This is a genomic window from Mesorhizobium sp. W067, assembly GCF_054719525.1.
This window is the reverse complement of record NZ_JBTTII010000001.1, coordinates 3698784-3724717: the sequence shown is the minus strand read 5'-3', so window position 1 is coordinate 3724717 and position 25934 is coordinate 3698784. Positions and strand designations below refer to the sequence as shown.

Here is a 25934-nt window from a genome sequence, read left to right as displayed (position 1 = left end):
TCAGATCAGGCGTCGGGTCGTCGGGTCGAACAGGCACGCCCGCGCCATGTCGATGCCGAGCGTCACCGTCTCGCCCATAAGCGGCGTGCCGTCGGGGTCGAAACGGCCGGTGATCTCCTTGCCGCCCAGGCGCAGGACGGCCATGGTCTCCGCGCCTGTCGGCTCGACCAGTTCGACCACTGCATCGATCTGCGCGATGCCCGGCTTGCGGCGCGCAAGATCCGGATCGAAGCGGTAGATATGCTCGGGACGGATGCCGAGCACGAGCTGTCGCGGCGTGTCGGATGGGAGCGCCTGGACGATGGGCAGGCTGGCCGTCTTGCCGTCGGCGGTCTGCAACACAACAGTGGCGCGACCGCCTTCCTGGCTCAGTTCGGCGGCCAAAAAATTCATCGCCGGCGACCCCATGAAGCCGGCGACGAACATGTTGGCCGGACGGTTGTAGATCGTGGCGGGATCGTCGAATTGCTGGACCTCGCCCTGGTGCATCACGGCGATGCGCGATGCCAGCGTCATCGCCTCGACCTGGTCGTGGGTGACGTAAACCGTGGTCTTGCCGACGCGGTGATGCAGCTTCTTGATTTCGGTACGCATGTCGACGCGCAGCTTGGCATCGAGATTGGAAAGCGGCTCGTCGAACAGGAACAGTTTGGGATCACGCACGAGCGCCCGGCCCATGGCGACGCGCTGGCGCTGGCCGCCCGAGAGCTGTCCGGGCTTGCGTCCAAGCAGCGGTTCGATCTGAAGGAAAGCGGCAACCCGTTTTACAGCCTCGTCCTGCTGCGGCTTCGGCACGCGGCGGCTTTCCATGCCGAAGGTGATGTTCTCGCGCACCGTCATCGTCGGGTAAAGCGCGTAGGACTGGAACACCATGGCGATGTCGCGGTCCTTCGGCGGCACCGAATTGACCAGCCTTCCGTCGATGCGGATCTCGCCGGAGGTAACAGATTCGAGCCCGGCGATCATCGCCAGCAGAGTGGACTTGCCGCAGCCGGACGGTCCGACCAGCGCGATGAACTCGCCGTTCCGCGCTTCGAGATCGATGCCCTTCAGCACCTCGACCGCGCCGAAGTTCTTGCGCAGCGATCGGATGATCAATGTCGACATGCGATGCCCCTCTTGGCGGACGGGACGATCGGCGACAGGAGACAGGCTCCGCTCACTGGATCGCGCCTCACTTGACGGCGCCTCACTTGATCGCCCCTTGGGTCAGGCCACGAACGAAATACTTGCCGCCGAAGAGATAGATCAGCAGCGGCGGCAGCGCGCCGATCAGCACGGCGGCGCTCATGACATCGTAGGCGCGCACATTGGTGCCGCTTGCCGTCAGCGCGACGAGCGCTGCCGTGATCGGCTGTTGCTGCCCGGAGGTGAAGACGACGCCGAACAGATATTCGTTCCAGATGCCGGTGAACTGCCAGATCACCGTGACGATCAGGATCGGCGAGGAGAGCGGCAGAATGATCTTGCGGAAGATGCGCCAGAAGCCGGCGCCGTCGATGCGCGCCGCCTTGATCAGGTCGTCGGGGATGCTGACGTAGTAGTTGCGGCAAAACAAAGTGGTGAACGAAATGCCCTGGATGACGTGGATGAGGACGAGCCCGTAGACCGAATTGCTGAGGCCGAGATTGCCGAGGATGAACGCCCACGGCATCAACGAAATCTGGCCCGGAACGAAGACGCCGAGCAGCATGCAGGTGAACAAAGCTTCCGAACCCCTGAAGCGCCATTTCGACAGGATGTAACCGTTCATCGCGCCGACCGCCGTCGAGATGATCGTGGCCGGGATCGTCATCTTCAGGGAGTTGTAGAAGTTGCGCTGCATGCCCTCGCAGGTGCCGCCGATGCAATAGGTGCTCCAGGCCTGGCCCCAGGCATCGAGGCGGAAGCTGCGCGGCAGCGAGATCAACCCGTTGCGCGCGATCTCCTGCTGGTCGCGGAATGAATTCAGCACCACCACCAGCAACGGGACCAGGTAGATCGCCGCGAAGACGACCAGCAGCCCATAGATGGCGAAGCGGGTGAGAAAATGCCGGCGCGACGCGACTGCGGCAGCGCGACGGTCGAGCGACTGGTCCAGGGAGACGTCAGCCATGGCCGGCTTCCTTGCGCCGGCGCCAGACCACCCAGAATGAATAGGGCACCAGCACCACGGCAACAGCGGCAAGCATCATGATGGCGGCGGCCGCACCTTCGCCGATCTGGCCGCGTTGGAACATCAGGTCATAGACGTAGATGGCGGGGAAGGTGGTCGAGATCCCCGGGCCGCCTTTGGTCAGGGCCGCCACGAGGTCGAAGGTCTTGATGGCGAACTGGATCTGGATGACGGCGACCGCCAGGAAGATCGGCGCAATGGTTGGCAGAAGCACCTTGCGATAGATGCGGAACGTCGATGCGCCGTCGATCTGCGCGGCCTTGACGAGGTCCTGATCCACCGAGCGCAGGCCGGCCAGGAACAGCGCCATGGCAAAGCCCGAGGCCTGCCAGACACCGGTGATGATCACCGCGTAGATCGCATAGTGCCGGTCGCTGGCGAGTGCGAAACTGAAGCTCGCCCAGCCGAAACCGCGCACCATGGCCTGGATGCCGTCGGTCGGATTGTAGAGCCAGCTCCAGACCGTGCCGGTGACGATGAAGGAGACGGCCAGCGGATAGAGGAAGATCGTGCGCCAGGCCGCTTCGCCGCGCACGCGCTGGTCGATCAGGATCGCCAGCAGCAGTCCCACCGCCATCGAGCCGACGATGTAGAAAGCGCTGAAGAAAAACAGGTTGTTGTAGGCGATGTTCCAGCGCCGGTTCGCCCACAGCGACGCGTAGTTGTCCAGGCCGACGAAGCCGTAGGTCGGCAGCAGCGAGGAGTTGGACAGCGAGATATAGAGCGTCCAGCCGGTGAACACGAAGACGTAGACGAAGCTCGCCACGAGAGAGGGGCCGAGCACCAGCAAGGGCATCGCGGAGCCCAGCCGCTCGCGCCAGGGGCGGGCGGGCGCCGGTACCGACAGGATCAGGTCGTGATTTGACATTCAGAGCACGGAGATTGGCAGAGCACAGGACTGGCGGAGCGCGGGACCGGGATGGCGGACGGCCGGGTGCGGATGGCGCCCGGCCATTCCCGTCTATTTCTGTGCTTCCGCCGCGTCGGCCATCGCATTGGCGCCATCCTCGGGCGACATGTCCGGCGTCGCCACGAACTCGGTAATGGAGTCCATGATCGCGCCGCGCATCTTCTGCGGGATGGTCATGTTGTGCGCCATCGAGCGGACCAGCGTGCCCTCCTTGATCGAAGCCTGCAGATCCTTCTGCGAGAGCTGCTGGCACGGATTGAAGCCCTTCGACAGATCGATATCCAGGCGTGCGGGGATCGAGCCCTTGGCCTGGTTGAAGACCGTCTGGAAGTCGGGCGACAGGATCAGGCTGGCCAGCAGCTTCTGGCCGTCGATGTAATCCTGGTCCTTCTGCTTGAAGAACACGACCGAGTCCGAGTTGAGGATGAAGCCGGGTTTGCCCCAATCGGTCGGCGCCTGGGCGCAGACATAGTCGGTGCCTTCCTTGAAGCCGGCGGCGGTCAAAAGGCCGATCGTCCAGTCGCCCATGATGTGGAACGCCGCGTCGCCCTTGCCGACCAGCGCCGACATCGAATCCCAGTCGCGGCCGACCATGCCCGGATCCATGTATTTGCTCGTCATCAGGCGCATCTGCGTGAAGGCCTTGACCATTCCCGGGCTGCGCATGGACTCGACATCGCCTTCGACAAAGGCCTTGCGGTAAAGATCGATGTCCTGGCCGTAGAGGACGACCTCGAACACCGTCGAATCCGTCCAGTCGGCGGTCGAATGCGAGATGCAGATCTTGCCTGTGGCGATGATCTTGTCGCAGGCGGCGTTGAATTCGGCCCAGGTCTTCGGCATTTCCGCCACGCCGGCCGCCTGCATGACCTTGGGCGAGGCCCAGAGCCAGTTGATGCGGTGAATGTTCATGGGCGCGGCGACCCATTTGCCGGTCGGCTTCATCACCGGAAGCAATTCCGGCGCCACCACTTTCTCCCACCCTTCCGAGGCCGCCAACTCGTCGAGATCGGCGGTCATGCCGGTCTCGTTCCACTCGGCGATTTCCGGGCCCTTGAGCTGCACGGCAGGCGGGGCATTGCCGGCGATCACGTCGGCGCGCAGCTTGGCCAGCGTATTGGCGGTGTGGCCGGCGATCGAGGTCTGTTCCCATTTGCCGCCCTTGGCGGTGAACATCTCGCCGAGCTTGGCGATCGCCTGGGCGTCCGATCCGGTCGCCCACTGGTGCAAAAGGTTCGTCTTGGGTTCGGCGAAGGCTGCCCCGGCGAAAAATGTGCACGCAGCAGCGGCCGCAAGCGCGGTCATGACGGACTTCATCGTTTCACTCCCATATCGTGTTGCACGGTTCGTCTCGACCGCTTATGGCCGCGGTTTGAAGCCGCCGCCGGCGAGATGCGTCAATCTCGAGTTCTTTCCAAGATGACATATTGGATCTATCAGTCAACGATGTTTATGTTGAGCCATGACAAAACCTTCGCTTAGAACCTGGCTGATCGACAGACCCTCCGCGTCGCCGGAGAGCATGATCGTGCGCTGCCTGAGCGAGCGCGGCGCACTCTCCGCGTTGCAGATCGCACGCGCCACCGGTCTGGCGCGCTCGACGGTGTCAACCGCGCTTAACGGCTTGAAAAGGTCTGGAATGGTGATCGAAGCCCCGACCAGCCGCGACGGCATCAGAGGCATCGGCAGGCCAGCCGCGGCGGTGACGCTCAATCCGACAGCGGGCACCTGCGTCGGCATTCACCTGGCTCTTCAGCAGATACGGCTCATCGTCGCCGATGTCTCGCATTCCGTCATTGCCGAACAAAATATTCCAATGGCGCTGGACTACCAGCCGCAACAGGCGGCCCGGGCGGTCAAATCGGCGATTGCCCAATCCTACAGGGAAAATGGTCTGCCGATGGCGGGGCTCCTGGGGGTTGGTGTCTCCGTCTCCGGCCCTGTCAGCCGCGATGGAGTGGTGCTGCGCGCCAGCATGGTTCCAACATGGGCCGGCGTCAACATACGAGATGTGTTTGGACCCGTTCTGGAACAGCCGATCTTCGCCGACAATGAGAGCAACTGCGCGGCCATTGCCGAGCTGATGTGGGGTGCGGCCGTCGGCCAGGACGATTTCGTGCTGTTCAAGATCGATCTGGGTGTCGGCGGCGCCATTGTCCAGCATGGCCGGCTGGTGACGGGCGTCGCCGGCGGCGCCGGCGAATTCGGGCACATCAGCATCGATCCCGGCGGCGACCTTTGCCGCTGCGGCAATCGCGGATGCCTGGAGCTCTACGCGAGTTTTACCCGGCCGCTGGAACAGATTTCGCGTGTCGTTGGGCGGCAAGTCACCATGGACGATGTCATCGCCATGGCCGAGCAGGGCGACGTCAGGGCGTTGCGGATGATCGAGGATACCGCCGAGATCGCCGGCCGGGGTCTCGGCCTGATCGGCTCGGTGCTCAATCCGCCGCTTATCATCATCGGCGGCCACATGGCTTTGGCAGGGGACATTCTGTTGACGCCGCTGATCGCGTCCTATGAACGCCACACGCTGATCAAGTCCCGGGATGTCGCTCCCGCGCTGCGCACGCGCATCATCGTTGGCAGGCACACCGAGAACGATGCCTTGCTGGGCGCGGTCGGCCTCGTTTTGAGACACCAGACGAAGGAACTGTCGCTGGGGTGATCGTCAGGACCAGCCTGTGCTTGTTCAAGTCAATTGCACGTGTCCGCAGCCTTGAGCGCTTCGGCGCGTGACGATTTGGGCAAATCCGCGATCCGCCGGACAGAAGCGTAAAACCTTGGATAGTCGCCCGAACACAGGTCGAACAAGCGAAGAAAGGCCGGAACCTGTTCACCGTAGACAGAAGTTGCGGCGAGCTTTGCGTTGTTGATCGGGGCATCGAACCAGGCGTCGTATCCACGGTATCCCGCCCAGTGCCTGTCGCGCATCTGCCGGTAGCGCGCCCGCAACCGGTCGATGGTTGCTGCCTTGGCGGCCGCCATCTTTTCCGGGGTGCGGGGACTACCATAGACCTGCCTTAGCTCGTCGCGCGTCCTCGCCACCAGCCCGAGAAAATCGGCGCTGCGCTTGCGATCGGCTTCGTAGCGGCGCAATCCGGCCCGATCGCCGGCGGCGCGGAGCCATTTCCTGACGCCGCTGGTTTCGACGGCTACGGCGAACGCCTCATTGAATGCGGAATCGCCATCCACATAGAGGCGCTGATGCGCCAGCTCATGAAAAACAAGGCTTGCGAGATAGGTGTCGTCCTGACGCAGCATGGTGCTCAGCAGCGGGTCACTCGACCAGCCAAGCGTGGAATAGGCGGTGACGCCCGAGACATAGACGTCGAGGCCTTGTCTTTGAAGCTCGACAGCGCTTTCAGCCGCGGATTTCCGGGAGAAATAACCCCGGTATGGAACGCAGCCGAAAACCGGAAAGCACCATGTTCGTGGCGCCAGCAAGAATTGCGGCGCGGCAAAAACGGCCCAGGTCACGGCGTCGCGATGGATGTCGACATAGCTGCGGTAGCTGCTGTTCTCGGGCAGTGCCAGCTCATCTGTCGCAAACCGTCTTATGGCGCTGGCCGACGTCAATTTGGCGCGCAATGCCTCAGGCGTCGAAGGATCACGGATGAGTTTTCCAATATTTTTGCGGGCGGCCATGATCTGCGCGTGACCCTGCAACGACTGCGCGTAGTAGGAAATGCTCGTGCAGCCGGTCGCCCCGGACGCGATGATCGCCGCGGCAAGCATCTGAAGAACGCGCTTCACTGTTTGCCCACCTTGCCCATCTCCCCATGCAGCAACGTCCTGGTCCCCCCTCAAACAGGAGGCACCGGTTTCCGTCAAGAGCTGCAGGGGCAGGGGGTGACACCGACCTGGGCAGGGGCAATGCGGGCATTCGCCTAGGATTGACGAAAGTCCACCGCAGGGCGGAGCGGGCGAGATACGGACCGTCCGTCGAGACGCGGTTCCCCCAAGCTGCCGCGCGCTACTGGTCCGAAAACCTCACGCTCACGCCGCGCTGGCGAAAATAAGCCTGCATCAACTTACGGCCCGAGCGGTTGTTCTGCGCCAATTTTGCCGGATCGAACACCGCCTGTTTTGCGCCCTCTCGTGTCAGCGCTGCCTTGAGCGTCGCGATATGGGCGTCGATGTCGGCATTGTCCGCCCGCAGCGAGGCATAGATACTTTCGGTCGCTTCGGCCACAGTCGGTTCGCTCACAGTGTCGTCCTTTGGTTGGTTGGGCGGCGGCTTTACCACAGATTTGCGGCTCCGACGATATCGACTGAACCGTCGGAGCACAGCGCCCAGGGCGCAAAACCGCAAAACGTATGTATTCGGCCCTGCTAAACATTGCCCGGCAGGCGAATGGGTCTAACTATCGGTAGGAAACGGGGGGAATCACGTGGCTGCCAATCGTCGAAACGACATCTCATCGTCCGAGCGGGGGCTAGGACGGATTCTTGCGGCAGGCAATGCCCATCCGCGCACAGCTCTGCCTACCGTGGCAACCATCGTCACGACAGTAGCTGCGCTGTATTTCGGTCGTGAGGTGTTCCTTCCCATTGCCATCGCGCTGCTTTTGACCTTTGCGCTGGTGCCGATGGTCTCCGCACTGAAGCGTGTCGGCTTGCCTCGGCTGCCTGCAGTGCTTCTGAGCGTGATTGGCGCATTCGCGGCCCTGGGCCTGTTCAGCTTCATTGTTGCGACCCAGGTAAGCGAGCTTGCTCAGAACATTTCCGTCTACCAGACAAACATTTTGACCAAGGTGCGTTCCCTCAAGGAGACGGGCGTTGGTGGCGGCATAATTGCCAGGCTGAGCGGGGTGATCGAGCGCGTCGGTCAGGAGATCGACAAGCAGGATGTGGCGCCGCCTGCGGCCGACAAGCCCCGGCGCGAGCCTGTTCCCGTCGAGATCGTCGCCCGCGAGAGACCTCTGGAGGTATTGCAGAACATCATCGGACCGTTGATCAGCCCGCTGGCATCAGCTGGCCTGATCATCATCGTCGTCATCTTCATGTTGCTTGAGCGCGAGGATCTGCGCGACCGGTTTATCCGCCTCGTCGGCTATGGCGACCTCCATCGCACAACGCAGGCATTGCAGGATGCCGGCAAACGGGTTGGCCGTTATCTGATCATGCAATTGGTGGTGAACATCGTCTACGCGATACCAATCGCGATTGGCCTTTGGGTGCTCGGCATTCCCAACGCGCTGCTGTGGGGGTTGCTGGCACTGGCGCTGCGCTTCGTTCCCTATATCGGCCCTGTTATCGGCATGCTGCTGCCCTTGTTTCTGGCCTTGGCGGTTGCGCCCGGCTGGTCGCTGGTGCTGTGGACCGCCGCACTGTTTGTCGTGATGGAATTGGTAACCGGCAACGTCATCGAACCGTGGCTCTATGGCTCGCGCACGGGACTTTCTCCTTTGGCAATCATCGTTGCGGCAATTTTCTGGACATGGTTGTGGGGGCCACTCGGCCTGGTCCTTTCGACGCCGCTGACAGTTTGCCTCGTCGTCCTCGGGCGACATGTTCCGCAGTTCGAATTTCTCGACGTCCTGTTTGGCAACGAGCCCGTCCTTGAACCTCACGCCCGGCTCTATCAACGGCTCCTGGCCGGCGATCCCGACGAGGCAACTGACCATGCCGAGGAGATCCTCGAGGAGAAGTACCTGATCGATTTCTACGACACGGTCGCCATTCCTGCTCTCCTGTTGGGCGAGCAGGACCGCATGCGAGGCGTGATGGGCGATCAACAGCGAAGGCAGGTGGCGGCGAGCGCCCAAATTCTTGTGGCAAATCTTGCCGACGATGCACAGGAAGAGGCAAGCGAGGAAGATGCGCCGGCAACCACCGCGGAAGGGAGCGCGAGCAGGGAAACAGATGGCGTCGAAGAGGAAGAGATCGAGCTGCCCGACGGCAAGGACATGTCGGTGCTTTGTGCCGGCGGTCGCGGCGAACTCGACGATGCCGCTGCCGCCATGCTCGCTCAGGTGCTGGAGGTGCAAGGTGCTACGGTGGCGAAGGCCAGTTTTGTCGATATGGAGCCGGCAGGTATTCGTCGTCTCGAACTAGAGGCGATCGACACCGTCGTGGTCGGTTTCCTGAACCGGGATTCGCTCAAGCATGCCCGCTTTCTGGTCCGCAGACTGAAGCGCGCCAAGGCAGGTTTGAGAATTGGGATTGTGTTCTGGTCAGACGCGGAGCAGGGCGATGTCGGGCAAGAAAGGCAAGCTTTGGCCGCCGACATCAGCGCCGATTTCGTAGCCCACGGCATGGTCAACGCTGTGCTTGGCGCACTTTCTCCAGCGCCGGCCGTTCCCCTCAAAGTCGTTTCGAAACGCCGCGATCGACGGCGTCCGGCCCCTCGAAAACGGATCCCGGCCCAGGCAACGGCCGCAACAGCCTAGCCGCACCGCCATGTCTCAGATTGCCGCGCCGGCGCTGGAATGCCTGGTGAGACGGCAAGATCGTCCCCCACTCGCAAGCCATGGAACAATCTCGCGGCCTTGCGGTTCCTAACACCGAAGGAGAACCCCATGCTCAGATTCCTTATCCGCCTCGGCGCGATCTACGCGGCGTTCCAGATCGGCCGAGAGTTCGGCCGCAAGGAGACCGAAATCATGCTCCTGCCGCCGCCCGTTGACTATGAGCGGCACCCGAAGTCGAGAAACGAAGCCGAGTTCGGAGAGGCATAGGACTGCTCAATCTGTCCGGTCGATCTGGCCCGTGCTGGCGCCGTCCCTGCGCGGGGCGCATTATCGTGCGAATGGATCGGCCACTTGGCTGTGCCAGGATCGATCCTGGCAACGCAATAATTGAGCCGCTATCTCTGCCGTTCAAACGCGGCACAACGAGGTTGACCGTGCGTCGAGGAATGAGTCTCTCTCAGATCTTGGCGTTGAGCCGATGGAGAAGGCATGATCAGCACGGGCAACGCACGACCCTAAGAAAGTGGAAGGGAAGAAGCACTGGTGCTGTCAATTGCCAGGGAGACCGGCATCACCGAGGATCACGGGCGCGAACTTGTTCGCCTGATCGGCACCGGCCGCAACTCGCTGCTCCGTGAGGCGCGGCAGCTGCTCCGGCAGCGCCTGGCTTATTTAGACCGAAGGTGCTCAGAGCACGGCTATCCCGTCGCCTTCTGCTGCCCGGCGGTCATCGCTTTGAGAGCCCGGACCACCTCTGCAGGTCCGGCGGGTTTCATCACTCTTACGCCAGACGAGAACGCTTCGGGGGTTTCCTCGAGCCCCAGGCCGGAATAGACGATGAAAGGAACCGCCCGCCCTGCCAAGGTTTTTGCCGCGTCAACAGCCTCGCCGTCCGACAGCCTGACGTCCAGGATCGCTGCGGCGGGGGTATGGTCCGCAAGAAAACGTTTCGCCTGGGAACATGTCGCCGCCAATGCCACGGCAAAGCCCGCCTCCGAAAGAGTGGACTCCATATCCAGTGCTATCAAGGCTTCGTCGTCAACGACAAGGACCAAGGGTTTGCCCATGCGCGGATCATCGCACGTTTGTAGATGGAAGACGAGTCGAGGCTACGCCCCTTTTAGGATCGAGTTCCCGTACGCAGCGGGTCGAGATCGCGAGCAATGGGAACCAACTGATCCAAGCCGCATTATATTTGGTTGGACTGGACAAGGTGTTTGGGATGCATGAAGCAACACAGGCGACTGTTCTCGCCTTCGAAAACCCGGGAGTGTCCAGCAATGACGGTCTGGATTTCGATTACAAGGATTTCTTCGAAAACGGCGCCGTTGCCCTGCATCTGGTGAACGCAGACGGCTTGATCGTGCATGCCAATCAGGCTGAGCTCGACCTTCTCGGCTATCCTGCGGAGGACTACCTCGGTTGCCACATCGCCGAGTTCTATCCCGACCGGGACGTCATAGAGGACATTTTGGTTCGCCTTGCCAATGGCGAGAAGATCGTAAGATATCCGGCGCGATTGAGGGCCAGCGATGGATCGATCAAGCACGTCGAAGTCACGTCAAGCGGACATTTCCGGGACGGCAAGCTGATCAACACCCGGTGCTTCACGGTCGATGTAACCGACTTGGTACACACCCGCTCGGAGCTCAGGCAGCATGACAGTACCTATCACCAGATACTCGACGGCCTACCCGTCGCCATCTACACGACCGATCAGGATGGGACGATCACCTACTACAACCGCGCCGCGGCCGATCTGGCAGGCAGGGAGCCTGAAATCGGCAAGGATAAATGGTGTGTGACGTTCAAGCTGTTCACTGCCGACGGCAAGGAATTGCCGCACGATGAATGCCCGATGGCCATCGCGCTCAAGGAGAACAGGCCGGTCCGCAATCAGCAAGCTGTTGCGCAGCGTCCCGATGGATCGTTTTTTCCGTTCCTGCCCTACCCGACACCGCTGCGGGACGAGCACGGCGCTCTGATTGGCGCCGTCAACATGCTGCTGGACCTGACGGACCGCCAGCGTGCCGAAGAAACCAGGCAGCACCTGTCAGCGATCGTGGAATCCTCATTTGACGCTATCGTCAGCAAGGATCTCAACACCATCATAAAAAGCTGGAACCACGGCGCCGAACGGCTTTTCGGCTATACCGCCGACGAAGCGATTGGCCGGTCGGTGACCATGCTGATCCCCGAAGACCATCAGGACGAGGAACCCCGCATCCTCCAACGCATTCGCCGCGGCGAGCGCGTCGAACCATTCGAAACGACCCGCCTGCGCAAGGATGGCAGCCTGGTTCCGGTTTCGCTGACGATATCGCCCGTGCGTAACGCAACTGGGCAGATCACCGGCGCATCGAAGATAGCGCGAGACATCACGTCGGCGAAGGAGAATGAATACCGCATCCGCATGCTGATGCGCGAGGTCAACCACCGGGTGAAAAACCAGTATTCGGTCATCCTGTCGATGATCCGGGAGACCAACAAGCGATCGGAGACGCCAAAACAATTTGAAACCCAGGTGCGCGAGCGCATCATGGCGTTGTCACGATCTCACGACCTGCTTGTATCGGCGGATTGGAAGGGTGCCACGATCAGCGACCTCTTGGCGGCCCAGGTCGAGCCTTTCCCGCGGGGGGATGTGATCGAAATGTCGGGCCCATCATTGGTGCTCAGTCCCAACGCTGTTCAGTATCTCGGGATTGCCTTCCACGAATTGGCGACCAACTCGGCCAAGTACGGCGTGCTCTCAGGGGACAAGGGCCGGATTTCGGTCGCATGGGGCATCACCGGTTCCGGTGCTTCGAGGCTCTTTCACCTCACCTGGGTCGAAACCGATGGGCCGCAGGTTCAGACTGTCGGACAAGGTGGCTTTGGAACCGTGGTGCTGAAGCGGGTCGCGCCCGCAGCGGTTAGTGGGAAGGGAATCCTCGAACACGGTCCGCATGGCATAACATGGAGCCTGGAAGCGCCTTTGGTTTCCGTGGCAGCTTCTGCCGACCATGAAGCTTAGAAGCAGGAAGCAGCCCTGCAACGAGCATTCGTCAATTGGAAGCCCTTGATGCGGCCTTTGCCGAGCGAAAACCCCGTTTCCGCTAAAGATCGCCAGAGCCATTGCTAAAGTCGGCAGAGCAAATCACCGGCAGAGGGCGCATTTCGTTGCACGGAACGGGACAGGACCGGCGTAGCCAGAGGCGAGGTAACTATGGACATCGACGAGTTCCGTGCGACCCTTCAGGGTGTAGAGCCCCCGGCGAATCTTGGGATGGCGCTCCACGCTCTATGGTGGGATAGACAGGGCGATTGGGAGCGGGCGCATGAGTGTGTGCAGGCCAACGAATCTGATCCGGCCTCTGTATGGGTTCATGCCTATCTGCACCGCAAAGAAGGCGACCTTTCTAATGCAGCCTACTGGTACCGCCGCGCCGGGCAGCCTGTGGCAACTGGCAAGCTAGACGCAGAGTGGGAGTCGATTACAGAATCACTTCTTGCAGGATAGTGAGGGTCGCCCAAGGGGCAGCCTAGCGCCTCATCGCCCCGTAGAGGCGAAACTCACCTCCGCCCGATGGGATCGGCTGGGCCCAGGAGGTCCGAACGTTTCCGCATAAATTCATGCAGCGAGATTGTTCTCGCGATTCCGTAAGGTCTCTGTTTAATAAGCTATATCTAATATTGACTATTTTCTGTCGCTCAAAAGTCGCAGACTTCATTTTACTGATCACCGTTAGCTTCTTGGTAGCTCTCACGACTATAAACTTCTTGCGGGCGAATAGCTTTCATGCTGCCTTCGCGCACTCAGGAATCAGGGAGCTTAGGCATGGCGGAGCGGATTGCGCGTGATGGGTTTTGGGTTTTGCATCTCGCGCGCTTGCCGCAAGTCGTGTCGCTTCGCTCCGGCACTTCCGCCTTGACGATCCTAACTGTTGCCCTTGCGCTGAGCGCCGCGCCGGCTCGGGCCGATGGCGGCAATGGTAGCAGCGCAGGCGCTGGACAAGGTGGCGTTGACGGCGCGCTCGCGAGTGCCACGGGTCAGAATGCCGCCAATGGCGCGACCGCTGGTGGCGGTGGTGGCGGCATTGACCTCACGACGGGTGACGGGGCGCCAGGAGGATCGGGAGCGGTAAGTGGGACAGCCAACAACCCAAATGGCGTTGCCGGTGCCACTGGTGCTACGGGTCTGGTCATCTCGACAGACGGGACCATTGCAACCAGCATCAGCGGCGGGGCCGGCGCTTTGGGCTCCCCTGGCACGAATGGCGTCGTCAGGAGCGGCGGCGGTGGCGGTGGCGGTGTGGGCGTCAGTGCCACGGCCGACGTTACAGTTACTGGCACAGGATCGGTGAGTGGTGGCACTGGCGGCCGAGGTGGGACCAATGGCAACAGCGGCAGCGGTGGTGGCGGCGTCGGCATATTCTCGTCCGCAAACGTGTTTGTAGAGGCGGGCGGCAGCGTTACCGGCGGCACGAGTCTTTCCACAATTGGGGTCCAAGCAGGTGGTGGCGGCGGCGCAGCTGCCATCGTCCTGATGGGCGGCGGGACAATCCAGAACAGCGGGAATCTGCTCGGGGGTGCCGGTGGAAGAACAGTTCTCGGCGGCGGTGGGGACGGTGGCGCCGCTGTTCTGCTGCTTTCAGGTGGAACCGTCATCAACAAGCTAGGTGCGACGATCGTTGGCGGCAGTGGCGGTCAGGGCTCCTTGGCAGGCGGCGATGGCGCCGCAGGGATCAAGGGCGCCAACATCGCGGTCATCAATGCGGGTACGATCAGCGGCGGTGCCGTCGGCACCGGTGGCGGAACGCCGGCAGCCGGCAAAGCCATCCAGTTCACCGGCGGCGTCAATTCGCTGGAGATTCAGGCCGGCTCCACCATCATAGGCAATGTGGTCGCTTTCAGCGCCGCGGATACATTCAAGCTGGGTGGCGATATCAGCGCCAGTTTCGGTGTGTCGCAGATCGGCGCTGGCGCCAAATATGACGGGTTTGGGTTCTACGAGAAAACCGGAAACAGCACCTGGACCCTAACGGGGACGACAACTGCCGTCACGCCTTGGACCTTGTCCGGCGGGACCCTGCAAATTTCGAGTGACAACAATCTGGGCGCCCTCTCGGGCGGCTTGACCTTCGACGGCGGCACGTTGCGCACGACCACCAGCTTCGCCACCAATCGCAATGTCCTGATCAATTCGACCGGCGGGTTCGACACGGTGGCAGGCACGCAGTTGGACGTGTCAGGCCAGGTGACCGGCACCGGCACACTGGTCAAGAGCGGCGCCGGCACGCTCAACGTCAGCAATTTGTCCAACAGCTATACGGGTGGCAACATCGTCAATGCAGGAACGCTTGCCGGCAACACCGTGGCGATCCGTGGCGACATCCTGGACAACGGCGCTGTCTCGTTTCTCGACCTCGGCCCCCACACCTTCGGCGGAAATATCTCCGGCTCGGGCAGCGTCGACATCGAAGGCTTCGGCACGCTGACGCTGACCGGTGCCAACACCCACAGCGGCGGCACCAAGGTCGGGACCGGCAAAAGCATCTCGGTCGCGTCGGACCAGAATCTGGGTGCCGCTACGGGCCTGCTGACACTCGACGGCGGCGAACTCGGCACGACAGCAAGCTTCGCCATGAGCCGCGATGTCAAGCTCACTTCCGCCTATGGCTACTTCCGCGCGGCGGCGGGTACGACGCTGACCGCGAATGGCGAGCTGAGCGGCGTGGGCGGCGTCTACAAGGAGGGCGCCGGCACCCTGGTGCTCAACGGCGACAGCACCTATTCCGGCCGCACCACGGTCGACGGGGGCAAGCTCGTCGTCGAAGGTTCGCTTGGGAATACCGAAACGACGGTCAACAGCGGCGGCACGCTGGGCGGCTCCGGCTCGATAGGCGGCGCGGTGATCGTCGCCGATGGCGGCGTGCTGGCGCCGGGGTCCAGCCCTGGCACGCTTACGGTCGGATCCCTCAGCCTGAGCTCCGGTTCTATGCTCGACTACGAGCTCGGCCAGGCGGGCATTGTCGGCGGCGGTGTCAACGACCTGATCGAGGTGACCGGCGCGCTGACGCTGGACGGCAGCCTCAACATCACCGATGTCGGCGGCTTCGGGCCTGGCGTCTACCGGCTAATCAATTATGGCGGCGCACTCACCGACAATGGTCTCGAGCTCGGCAATCTGCCGGCCGGTGTCACGGCCGCCGACCTGACGGTGCAGACCTCCGTCGCCAACCAGGTCAATCTCGTCAGCAGCGTCGGCACCGACTTGCTCTTCTGGGATGGTGACGCGGCCGGCAATGCCAACAATGATCTGGTCGACGGCGGCAACGGCACGTGGACGGCGACAAGCCTGAACTGGACGACGAGCACCGGCCTGGTAACTGGCGCGATGAAGCCGCAGCCCGGCTTCGCCATCTTCCAGACGCTCGGCGGCACCGTCATCGCCGACGGCAGCGCCGGCGCGCTTGCGATTACGGGCATGCAATTCGCCGCCGATGGCTACCGCATCGAAGGCGACGCCATCACGCTTGATGGCGCTGGCGGCGAGAGCATCATTCGGGTCGGCGACGGCACGGTGGCCGGAGCAGGTTACACCGCCACCATCGCCTCCGTGCTAACCGGGACCAGCAGCCTGACCAAGACCGATGCGGGCACGCTGGTGCTGTCCGGCGCCAACACCTACACGGGCGGCACCACCGTCCTGGGCGGCGTGCTATCTGTTTCAGCCGACAACAATCTCGGCGTTGCCGCTGGCGGCCTGACGCTCTCCGGCGGGACGCTGCGCAACACAGCGGCGTTCAGCTCGGCGCGCGACGTCACGCTTTCGTCGGCCGGCGGCACCTTCGACACTGTGGCCGACCTGACCTTGTCCGGTGCGATCTCTGGCGCTGGCAGCCTTGCCAAGACCGGCGCCGGCACGCTGACGCTTACGGGAACGAACAGCTATGGCGGCAACACGTTGGTCAGCGCTGGCACGCTGGTCGGCGATGCAACCTCGATTCGTGGCGACATCGGCAATTCCGGCACTGTCGTGTTCGACCAGGCGGCGGACGCCAGCTTCGCCGGCGATATCTCCGGCACCGGCGCAATGATGAAGGATGGCGCCGGCGTGCTGACGCTGTCAGGCACGTCGCTGCTGGACTGGACCGTCAATCAAGGCGGCCTCGTCTCGGCAGCCGAGCGCTTCGGTGGCGATGTCGCGATCGGCGCCGGCGCCTCCTTCACATTCGACCAAGTCGCCTCCGCCAGCTATGCCGGCGTGCTCTCGGGCGCCGGTACGTTCATCAAGGACGGCCAAGGCACGCTGCTGCTTGCGTTGGACAACTCAGGCTTTACCGGCGCCACTACGGTCAGCGGCGGCACGCTTGCCGCGGGCGCTGCGAACGCGTTCAGTTCCTCCTCGCAGTTTTCCGTCGCCTCGGGCGCCACGCTCGATCTTGCCGGCACGTCCCAGACGATTGCGGGGCTGAGCAACGCCGGAACGGTGCGCATCGCGGGTGGCGTCCCAGGCGACACACTTACCGTAAGCGGCGACTATGTCGGCAATAGCGGCGCCGTCGTTCTCAACGCTGCGCTCGGTGGTGACGGTTCGCCGACAGACATGCTGGTGATCGCCGGCAACACGTCAGGGACGGGTACCCTTCAGGTCGTCAATTTCGGCGGGTCGGGCGCCCAAACGGTCGGAGGCATCAAGATCGTCGACGTCGGCGGCGTCTCAAACGGCAGCTTCTCGCTCGACGGCAATTATACCTTCGAAGACGATGCAGCGGTCGTCGCGGGCGCCTACGCATACAGGCTCTACAAGAACGGCGTCAGCACACCGGCCGATGGCGATTGGTATCTGCGCTCGGCCCTGGTCAACGGCGATCCCGATCCGCAGCCGCTCTATTCGCCCGGCGTGCCTCTGTACGAGGCCTATGAAGGGGTGCTGCAGGCCTTCAATGAACTGGGCACCATGCAGCAACGCATTGGCAATCGGTCGTGGGGCGAGGGTGCTACGCCGCAAGGTGCGGACCTGCCAGGCCAGGGCTCGGTCGACGGCAAGGCGATATGGGCGCGCATCGAAGCTGCCCATGCCGAGATCAAGCCGGAGACGTCGACCTCCGGCACGAACTATGACGTGACCACCTGGAAGCTGCAGGCCGGCGTCGATGGCCTGCTGCACGAAAGCGACGCCGGTACCCTGATCGGAGGGATTACGGCCCACTACGGAACCGCGTCGTCGGACGTCTCCTCGATCTTCGGGGCAGGGTCGATCGCTGCCACCGGCTACGGCGTCGGCAGCACGCTCACCTGGTTCGGCAGCGGTGGCTTCTACGTCGACGCGCAGGCTGAGGCGACATGGTATGACAGTGACATCCGGTCGGCCACGCTAAGCACCACGCTTGCGGACGGCAACAACGGTTTCGGCTACGGGCTGAGCGTGGAGGCCGGACAGAAGATCGCCCTCAACGGCAACTGGTCGCTGACGCCGCAGGCCCAGCTTGCCTATTCCTCGGTCGACTTCGACGCGTTCACCGACCCGTTTGGCGCCGTCGTGTCGCCCGGCAGCAGCAACAGTCTCGTCGGCCGCCTCGGCCTCTCCGCGGACTATGAAGACCAGTGGGTGGACGATGCGGGGCAAGTCAGCCGCACGCACATTTACGGGCTCGGCAACCTTTACTACGACTTCCTCGACGGAAATGATGTCGATGTGTCTGGCACGAAACTGGTCAGCGAAAATCAGGCGCTGTGGGGCGGTGTCGGCCTTGGTGGCTCGCTGAGCTGGGCGGACGGTCGCTACGCCGTCTTCGGAGAAGGGACAGCGCGGACAAGCCTCAAGGATTTTGGCGACAGCCATGCCCTGGGCGCCAAACTCGGGTTCGCTGTGAAATGGTAGCGGCGATCGAGATGGACATGTCGACCTTGGCCTGAGGGTCGGGCCGGCAAGGCTGCCGAGGTCTATGGAATCCGGACTTGCGGTCATCCGGCTCGTCGGCCCTGGACGTTTCCTTACCGGCTGCCGGCATCAAGTACCAGGCTCGCATCCGAAGCACCCTGGCGGTCGATCACAGGGATGCCAGCGCGCTGGACATGCGCTCCAGTCCTTGGCGCAACAGAGGACGCGGGCAGCCGACATTCAGGCGAATGAAGCCTTCGCCGCCAGGCCCATAGACGCGGCCGTCATAGAGATTAACCCCGGCCCGATCGACAAAGAATTTCTGAATTCCACCCACTCGGCGATCGAGCGCGCACGCATCCAACCACACCAGAAACGATGCGTCGGGCCGCATGGGCGTGATGCCTGGAAGGTGTTCACCGGCGAACTCGCAAACCAGATCGATGTTGCCGGCGATGTAGCGCGTGAGTTGGTCGAGCCATGGCGCGCCGCTGCTGTAAGCAACCTCCAGGGCCAGGCGGCCGAAAAAGTTCGCATTCACCATGAATGACGCCTGCATTGCGGCAAGAAGCGCCTCGCGGCGCTTTTTGCTGGCTACCGAAATCGTTGCCGAAGGAACCCCGGCAAGATTGAAAGTCTTCGTTGGAGCGGTGCAGATGAACGATTTCTCCGCAGCATCTTCCGAGATGGAGGAGAAGACGATGTGAGGACGATCCGACAACCTTATGTCGCAGTGAATGTCGTCGGATATCACCAGGATTCCATGACGCTCGCAGATGTCGTTGAGCGCCGCCAATTCTTCGCGTGTCCAGGCCATTCCGGCAGGGTTGTGAGGATTGCACAGCAGGAATGCCTTGGCGCCGCCGGCCGCCAGTTTCTCGAAATCCTCGAGATCGAGCTCATATCTGTTGTTCTGCAGCCTCAGCCGGTTCGTAAGGAGAACGCGGCCGTTTCCCTGAACCACTTCGAAATAGGGCGAGTACACGGGCGACTGCACAATGACGCAGTCACCGGGCTTGGTGAAGGTTCGCAGTATCGCAGCCACGGACGGCATGATCGCCGGCGCGGGAAGCAAGTTCTCCAGTTTCGGCGACCAGTTGTGCCGGTGCGCGAACCACGATTGCACGATCTCATAGTGGCGCGGATCGCGGCGTGTGTAGCCGTAAATGCCATGCTCCGCGGCCTCGCGCAGTCGCGCGATGACGGTTTCCGGAGCGCGGAAGTCCATATCCGCCGTCCACAGCGACAGCAGGTCCTGGCCCTCGACCTGGGGAGAGAACTCGTCCCACTGGTTGGCCCATTTGACGGATCCGAACTGCTGACGGTCGTGGATCTGGTCGAAATCTATTCCCGCGATATGTCGTTGCCCAAGCGCCGATGCGGGCGTGTCTGCACAAGCCATTTGATAGTCACCTTGCCGCGGGCATTGCTTGCGGCATCATCAGCGCCTCCTAGGATTTGTGGCCACGCGCCAATTGGCGCTCCATAGATTGCGAGTAACGCGACATGCCGAAGCAAAAGCTCCAGTAGACCAGCCCCGCAAAGAGGTAGCCGGTTGATGAGATCGTCGGGCCTGCCCAGTTCGGATCGACGCGCGCCGTTTCGACGGGCCTTCAGAAAATCCGCGATGCCGACGACGGCGACCAGAGTCGTGTCTTTGAACAGACCGATGAAGGTCGAGACGATACTCGGTATGACGATCGTCAACGCCTGAGGGAGGACGATCAGGCGCATCATGTCGAAGTAGCCGATCCCGAGCGCCTTGGCCGCTTCGTGTTGGCCCTTCGGGATCGCCTGAAGGCCGGCTCTCACGACCTCGGCCATATAGGCGGACGAGAACAACGCTATCGCGATGAGCGGGCGCAACAGACGATCAGGTGTCAGATAATCCGGGACGAAGAGCGGCATCATGAAGTTCGCCATGAACAACACTGTGATAAACGGCACGCCGCGGACGACTTCGATGAACGTGACGCAAACCGTCTTGACGAAAGGGAGTTCCGACCTGCGCCCAAGCGCCAGGATAACCCCGATCGGTAGCGAGAAGACGATACCCACGATCGACATCAGCAACGTGATCAAGAGACCGCCCCAGAGCGTCGTATCGATGACAGGCAAATGAAGCCAGGCAACGCCGCGCACGAGAACGAACGCGGCCACGGGGTAGACGAGGAAGAACAGCAACGCCGCCACTTTGCGCCGCGGAGCCTTCGTCCACAGGAGCCAAACGATGAGGATGGCGCCGATCGCCTGCGCAAGGTCCACGCGCCACCGCTCGGAAACCGGATACGCGCCGTATCGCAGGTAGTCGAACTTCTCGGCGATGAAAGGCCAGCAAGCCCCCTGGCTGTTCGCACGGCAAGCTTCATGGCCGCCGCTCCAGACCGCGTTGAAGATCGCAAAGCTCAGGAAGTGATGCAGCAGCCACGCGGCTAGGAGGACAAAGCATATTGTCAGCGCGCCTGAAGACGGCGTCGAAAACAGGTTCTTTTTCATCCAGCTCACTGGACCCGGTCGAACGTCCGCGGGAGGCGCCATGGCTGGTATGAGCGCGCTGACGTCAACTGGCGAACGCATGGACTGATCGCTCATCCGTCACCTTTCAACGATTGCAAAATGTCGGTTACACGCGTTCATGGCCAATGACGTGGCAAGGGAGATAACGAGATAGACCGACAGGGTAATCGCCATGACCTGGACGGCGGCTCCGGTCTGGTTGAGCACCGTGCCTGCAAAGATCTGAACGAGGTCGGGATAGCCGATGAACACGGCAAGCGACGAGTTCTTGATGAGATTGAGATACTGGCTTGTCAAAGGGGGAATGATGATGCGCAGCGCCTGGGGAACGACGACCAGACGAAGCGTCTTGCCCGGCGCCAGCCCCAGCGCATGCGCAGCCTCGGTCTGGCCCTTTGGCACTGCCTGGATTCCACCTCGCACGATCTCGGCGATGTATGAACCGGTGTAGACCGACAGACCGATCAGGAGAGCGGCAAACTCCGGATAGAGCTGATGCCCGCCTTGAAAATTGAAACCCCGTAGCTGCGGGGCGACGAACGAGACCGGCTCGCCAGCCGCCAGGAAAAGGACCAACGGAAATCCTATCAAGGTCGCCAGACTGACCAGAAGCACCGGCAGCTGCCTGCCCGTCCGTCTCTGGACGCTCCTGGCGCGAAACCAGAATGCAACGCAGCAGGAAATGGCCGCAACGAATGCCAAGCCCACCAGCCCCGCTCCCGGATGCAGATGAATCTCCGGAACGATGAGGCCGCGATTGTTGAGGTAGATGCCGCCGGGAATGGCGATGGACGCCTTCGGCGAGGGCAACGGCTTGAGGACGGCGTTGTACCAGAACAGCAGCTGCAGCAATAACGGAACATTGCGCACAAGCTCGACATAGGCGGTCGCCACCTTCGAAACGATCCAGTTCGGCGACAGGCGGGCAACGCCGATGACGAAGCCAAGCAAGGTCGCAAACAGGATTGCGAGGAGACTGACGTAGAGGGTGTTGGCCACTCCCACCCAGAACGCCTGACCGTAGCTGGACAATGCATCGTACGGTATCAGGGTTTGATTGATGTCGAAGCCGGCAGACTCATTCCAAAAGTCGAATGAGAGCGGAATCCCCCGGACCCGCATATTCGATGCAGTCTGCATGCCGATGCCCAGGGCCAAGGCCAGCAGGCAGCCGGCGAGCAAGAGCTGGTAGAAGATGCCCCGCACCTTCGTATCGTGCAGCGACAACCTCCTGCGCGACGGCGCGGGAAGCGACAAATGGGACATGGGCTGTTCCTATCGGGTCCGTGCAAGGCGCTGACGGTAACACGCCAGCGCCTTGCAACCATGCCTTTGCCTAAAGCGCGTCGCCATTGAACGGACTCAGGCGACGCGCTTTAGGGTCTTCGTTATGCATGTCGTGTCTCAAAACCGGGGCCATTTTTGAGCGACATGCGTTAGCGGATCGGCGGAGCGTATTGAACGCCGCCTTGGTTCCAGAGCGCGTTCATGCCGCGCTCCATTTTCAGCGGCGAATCCTTGCCGACATTGCGATCAAACACTTCGCCGTAATTGCCGACCTGCTTGATCACCTCGACCGGCCAGTTATCGCCGAGCCCGATGTCCTTGCCTATGCTGCCGTCCACGCCAAGCAAGCGGCGGATGCTGGGGTTGTCCGACGATTTCATGGCATCGACGTTCTTGGAGGTGACCCCGTATTCCTCCGCGGCCACCATGACGTAGAGCGTCCACTTCGCCACATTGAGCCACTGGTCGTCACCCTGCCGCACGGCCGGGCCAAGCGGCTCCTTGGAGATCAGCTCGGGAAGAACAATGCTGTCGTCCGGCTTGGCCATGCGAAGCCGCGACGCGTTCAAGGTGGAGGTGTCTGCGGACAAGACGTCGCAACGTCCCTCCTCATAAGCCTTCACTACAGCTTCCTCGTCTGCGAAACCAACCGTCGTGTACTTGATCGACTGCGAGCGAAAATAGTCGGCAAGGTTCAACTCGGTCGTGGTGCCCTGGGTGACGCATATCGATGCGCCGTCAAGTCCCTTGGCTGACGTGATATTGTCCGCCTTGCGCACCATGAACCCCTGGCCGTCATAGAAATACGTGCCGGCAAACAGTATGCCTAGCGACGTATCGCGGGACGATGTCCAGGTTGCGTTGTGGGCGAGAATGTCGATCTCTCCCGACTGCAAGGCGGTGAAGCGATCCTTTGGCGTCAATGGGATGAACTTGACCTTTTGCGCGTCCCCGAGCACGGCAGCGGCCACGGCGCGACAATAATCGACGACAAATCCGGTCCATTTGCCTTCATTGTCGGGAAGGCTGAAGCCAGCCGTGGCCGAATTCGTGCCACAGGTCAGCACGCCATTTTTCTTGACATTATCGAGGGTTGCGGACCACGCCGAGGAGGCGGTGCACGCGATGGCGAGGGCAAGTAGGCCCTTGAACGTTGATCTCATTTCGGCATTCCCCTGTTATTGTTGAAGGGAATGTGCTCTCCAGCCCAAGTATTCGTCAAATCGATTGTTCTCATGGTGAAAATGAGCGCTGCTCATAGTTGCGAAGCACTCCCAGCTGAAAAGCGGTTGAGTGGTGAAGCAGCGCGCGCGACCTATTTTACGGCCGACCCCGGTGCTCCGACGGTGCCTTGGTGTCTCTTGCTCCGCGATTCGTTGTAGATTCCCACGATGATTTCCCGGAGCCACCTGGTTCCCGGGTCATTCGCCATCTGGCGGTGAACAATAAGCCAGGCATTCACATTCGCTATCGGAAGGGGTGGCGGGACCAACGTCACCTCACTCCTCTCATCCAGCATTTGCAGGATGGCATCACCGCAATGGGTAATCAGTTCAGTGCCGCGAAGCGCCCAGGGCAGCACCGGATAGTTCGAGATGGTCGCAACGACATTGCGGCGAAGACCCATCTGTTTGAGGGCGGCATCCGCGAGGCCTTCCGCCAGGCCATCTGCGGAAATCTGGAGGTGGGAACTGGCCAGATAGGTTTCCAGCGTCATTGCGCTTCTGGCGATCTTGCTTCCGCTCCACACTGCGCAAAACAATCGGTCCTGGCCAAGCTCCACCTTCAAGAGACCTGGGTCGTCGCGTATCGCTGCTCCCGTCAGCGCGCAGTCAACTTGTCTCAGATAGACCGATGAACCGATTTCGGGTCCGTTTGCGGGAATGACGTTCAGCGTCGCGCCAGGAGCTTGCCTGGAAAATTCTCGAATGAGGCCCGGGATGAAAACCATGGCATGATAATCTGTAAGTCCAACGCGAAAGTTGCGCCGCGTCGTTGCTGGATTGAAGATCTGATGCCGGTCGATCGATGCGCGGATCGTTGCGAGTGCGGCGGAAATATTCGACAGCAGCTCAACTGCCCGGGGAGTCGGCCGCATCTCGCCGCCATCTCTGGTGAACAATTCATCCTGCAATAGATACCGAAGCTTCGACAGGGAGTGGCTTACAGCGGATTGTGTTCTGCCTAATTCGGTAGCCGCCCGCGTGACGCTCCTTTCCCGCATCATCACGTCAAAGACCCGCAATAGATTGAGGTCGATATCGTTATAATTCATGGAATTACCTCATCTGCGACCTGAGATCGCACCAGGCGGCACTACCGCGTTGGTTGCGACGGTGACAGATGGGGCACGAAGAGTGAAGACAGAGGTTCGGCGCTACGCCTTTGAAACTCTGGCGGACCAGGTGACGACGACCGCCGCATGGCTCCGCGGCATTTCTGCGCCTGGCTTCGCGAGCAAGCCGCAATCCGCCATGAACCCAGGGCGAGCATGTGAAATAAAGTCAGCCGCACCCGCTGGGTGGGAAATCGCAGGCGGTTTCATTGGCTTGATAATGGCGGAGAGAGCGGGATTCGAACCCGCGTTACGGTCTCCCGTAAACACACTTTCCAGGCGTGCGCCTTCAACCACTCGGCCACCTCTCCGTCCTTGCATTCGCGCCGGCCGGTTTTGCCACGCGGGTTGGGGAGATGCATCCCTTTGGGATTTGCGGGAAGACCCGCTTGATGGACACCGCCAACCAGCGGATGCCCTTCCCGGCGCCCGTCAATCAAACAGGCGCGGGGCTCATCTAGTCGATCCGGCGCCGAATGCCAAGCCATAACGGCAGTCTATTCGCTTTGCCGGCCACGCATCGTTTCGCGGGGCGTTGAACGCCTCCGCTTCTAAGGCGCTTCGGTTCTGAATGGTGTGCACGGGCAAGGCGGCAGGGCCGGCCGTGCTTGACTTCGCCCCTCGCCACCTGTCGAGTGCGGCGGAGGCTTTGCGGGGGCAACGTCCAGACATGACATCGAGCAATGAACAGCCGGCCAGCGGAACGCCGGCCGGAGGCATGCCAGGCGGGCTGACGCCCGCAGGGCGTCCGGACAGCGGGCTGTCCTTCGTGCCCGTGGTCTGGCTCCTCTTCGTCATGGCATGGTCGGTCTACTGGCTGGTCTCGGCGCGGTGGCTGTTCGAGAGTTCCGGCCTGCCGGACAGGGTCTTCTATTTCGTGCTTGGCGGACTGGCCTTCGACATCGTCACCATCGTGTGGGGGCTTTATCTGCTCGGCCTCGCCTTCAGCCGTTCCGCGCGCTTTCCGCGTCATTTCACCATCTGGCAGATCACCACCATCGCCTGGCGGCTGGCCGAGCAGGTCTATGCGCTGACCGTGCCCGATTTCACCGTCTCCGCCAGGGAGCTTGCGATCGCCGCCACGGAAATCGTCATCGGCCTGTTTTGCATTTACCTGCTGCGCCGCCGCGACGAGGCCAAGGCCTTTTATGCAAGGCCGGAAGCGCAGGCACCGTCAGCCTTTAGTTCGATCGTCGCCGCGCTGGCCGGCATCACCCTCGGCGCCGTCGTCGGCGCCGTCGCCGGCTTCGCGCTCGGCGCGGGGATCGCCGAAGCCACCGACATCAGCTGTTTCGAAGGCGGCTGCGGCTACTTCGCGGTGTTCATCGGCCTTGCCGGGCTGGTGGTCGGGGCCATTGGCGGCGGCGTCCTCGGCGTCTGGCTCGTCCATCGGCGGAGCCGAAAGGTGGCCATATAGGCGGGCGATAGGCTTCAAATTCGCGTAT

Annotated in this window: 19 protein-coding genes, 1 tRNA gene and 1 pseudogene; 8 read left to right on the top strand and 13 right to left on the bottom strand. The window is 61.9% G+C overall.

Features of this window, described 5'->3' with window-relative positions:
• From ACYG97_RS18110 to ACYG97_RS18095, 4 genes are all read right to left on the bottom strand, one after another.
• Window positions 1–1107: an ABC transporter ATP-binding protein gene (locus ACYG97_RS18110; protein WP_023733536.1), complete on the bottom strand. Its 1107-nt coding sequence runs from the start codon at window positions 1105–1107 to the stop codon at window positions 1–3.
• A gap of 82 nt (window positions 1108–1189) precedes the next feature.
• Window positions 1190–2095: a carbohydrate ABC transporter permease gene (locus ACYG97_RS18105; protein ID WP_023733535.1), complete on the bottom strand. Its 906-nt coding sequence runs from the start codon at window positions 2093–2095 to the stop codon at window positions 1190–1192.
• Complete coding sequence (locus ACYG97_RS18100) at window positions 2088–3023, bottom strand: carbohydrate ABC transporter permease (RefSeq protein WP_023700958.1); 936 nt, start codon at window positions 3021–3023, stop codon at window positions 2088–2090. Before ACYG97_RS18100 ends, ACYG97_RS18105 begins: the two co-directional genes overlap by 8 nt.
• A 93-nt stretch (window positions 3024–3116) precedes the next feature.
• On the bottom strand, window positions 3117–4382 hold the full coding sequence (locus tag ACYG97_RS18095; protein ID WP_023733534.1) for an ABC transporter substrate-binding protein: 1266 nt from the start codon (window positions 4380–4382) through the stop codon (window positions 3117–3119).
• A 145-nt stretch (window positions 4383–4527) separates the two neighbouring features.
• On the opposite strand from ACYG97_RS18095, the gene ACYG97_RS18090 reads away from it, so the two are divergent.
• Window positions 4528–5733, top strand: a complete 1206-nt coding sequence (locus tag ACYG97_RS18090; RefSeq protein ID WP_031262127.1) for an ROK family transcriptional regulator — start codon at window positions 4528–4530, stop codon at window positions 5731–5733.
• 29 nt (window positions 5734–5762) lie between these two features.
• Here ACYG97_RS18090 and ACYG97_RS18085 read toward each other — a convergent pair whose 3' ends face one another.
• Complete coding sequence (locus ACYG97_RS18085; protein ID WP_031262125.1) at window positions 5763–6803, bottom strand: aminopeptidase; 1041 nt, start codon at window positions 6801–6803, stop codon at window positions 5763–5765.
• A gap of 238 nt (window positions 6804–7041) precedes the next feature.
• Window positions 7042–7275: a hypothetical protein gene (locus ACYG97_RS18080; protein WP_023671105.1), complete on the bottom strand. Its 234-nt coding sequence runs from the start codon at window positions 7273–7275 to the stop codon at window positions 7042–7044.
• 184 nt (window positions 7276–7459) lie between these two features.
• Here ACYG97_RS18080 and ACYG97_RS18075 point away from each other — a divergent pair, with 184 nt between their 5' ends.
• Window positions 7460–9460 carry an AI-2E family transporter gene (locus ACYG97_RS18075; protein ID WP_023698764.1) on the top strand — a complete coding sequence of 667 codons (2001 nt, stop codon included), beginning with the start codon at window positions 7460–7462 and terminating at the stop codon, window positions 9458–9460.
• Window positions 9461–9589: 129 nt separating this feature from the next.
• Window positions 9590–9748 carry a hypothetical protein gene (locus tag ACYG97_RS18070; RefSeq protein ID WP_023807227.1) on the top strand — a complete coding sequence of 53 codons (159 nt, stop codon included), beginning with the start codon at window positions 9590–9592 and terminating at the stop codon, window positions 9746–9748.
• Window positions 9749–10179: 431 nt separating this feature from the next.
• On the opposite strand, the gene ACYG97_RS18065 is transcribed toward ACYG97_RS18070, so the two are convergent.
• Window positions 10180–10548, bottom strand: a complete 369-nt coding sequence (locus ACYG97_RS18065; RefSeq protein WP_023671108.1) for a response regulator — start codon at window positions 10546–10548, stop codon at window positions 10180–10182.
• Window positions 10549–10703: 155 nt separating this feature from the next.
• Between ACYG97_RS18065 and ACYG97_RS18060 the strand changes: the two genes are divergently transcribed.
• The 4 genes from ACYG97_RS18060 (at window position 10704) to ACYG97_RS18045 (ending at window position 18350) form a co-directional block, all read left to right on the top strand.
• A complete protein-coding gene (locus ACYG97_RS18060) occupies window positions 10704–12497 on the top strand; it encodes a PAS domain S-box protein (RefSeq protein WP_023733531.1) in 1794 nt (597 codons plus the stop codon).
• 192 nt (window positions 12498–12689) lie between these two features.
• Window positions 12690–12983, top strand: coding sequence for a hypothetical protein (locus ACYG97_RS18055; RefSeq protein ID WP_023704064.1), 294 nt, complete (start codon window positions 12690–12692; stop codon window positions 12981–12983).
• Between the two features lie 469 nt (window positions 12984–13452).
• A complete protein-coding gene (locus tag ACYG97_RS18050) occupies window positions 13453–13608 on the top strand; it encodes a hypothetical protein (RefSeq protein ID WP_156033724.1) in 156 nt (51 codons plus the stop codon).
• A gap of 215 nt (window positions 13609–13823) precedes the next feature.
• Window positions 13824–18350 (top strand): autotransporter outer membrane beta-barrel domain-containing protein, encoded by a 4527-nt coding sequence (locus ACYG97_RS18045; RefSeq protein ID WP_156937180.1) that lies wholly within the window; start codon window positions 13824–13826, stop codon window positions 18348–18350.
• Between the two features lie 169 nt (window positions 18351–18519).
• On the opposite strand, the gene ACYG97_RS18040 is transcribed toward ACYG97_RS18045, so the two are convergent.
• From ACYG97_RS18040 to ACYG97_RS18015, 6 genes and pseudogenes are all read right to left on the bottom strand, one after another.
• A complete protein-coding gene (locus tag ACYG97_RS18040; protein ID WP_050586810.1) occupies window positions 18520–19752 on the bottom strand; it encodes a MalY/PatB family protein in 1233 nt (410 codons plus the stop codon).
• Between the two features lie 49 nt (window positions 19753–19801).
• Window positions 19802–20927 (bottom strand): annotated as a pseudogene (locus ACYG97_RS18035) (amino acid ABC transporter permease).
• A gap of 18 nt (window positions 20928–20945) precedes the next feature.
• On the bottom strand, window positions 20946–22133 hold the full coding sequence (locus tag ACYG97_RS18030; protein ID WP_023733528.1) for an amino acid ABC transporter permease: 1188 nt from the start codon (window positions 22131–22133) through the stop codon (window positions 20946–20948).
• 170 nt (window positions 22134–22303) lie between these two features.
• Window positions 22304–23317, bottom strand: a complete 1014-nt coding sequence (locus ACYG97_RS18025; RefSeq protein WP_023686475.1) for an amino acid ABC transporter substrate-binding protein — start codon at window positions 23315–23317, stop codon at window positions 22304–22306.
• Between the two features lie 152 nt (window positions 23318–23469).
• Complete coding sequence (locus ACYG97_RS18020) at window positions 23470–24429, bottom strand: LysR family transcriptional regulator (RefSeq protein WP_023686474.1); 960 nt, start codon at window positions 24427–24429, stop codon at window positions 23470–23472.
• Window positions 24430–24710: 281 nt separating this feature from the next.
• A tRNA-Ser gene (locus ACYG97_RS18015) sits at window positions 24711–24800 on the bottom strand.
• 359 nt (window positions 24801–25159) lie between these two features.
• On the opposite strand from ACYG97_RS18015, the gene ACYG97_RS18010 reads away from it, so the two are divergent.
• Window positions 25160–25906: a hypothetical protein gene (locus tag ACYG97_RS18010; protein WP_023733527.1), complete on the top strand. Its 747-nt coding sequence runs from the start codon at window positions 25160–25162 to the stop codon at window positions 25904–25906.
• Window positions 25907–25934: the final 28 nt, after the last annotated feature.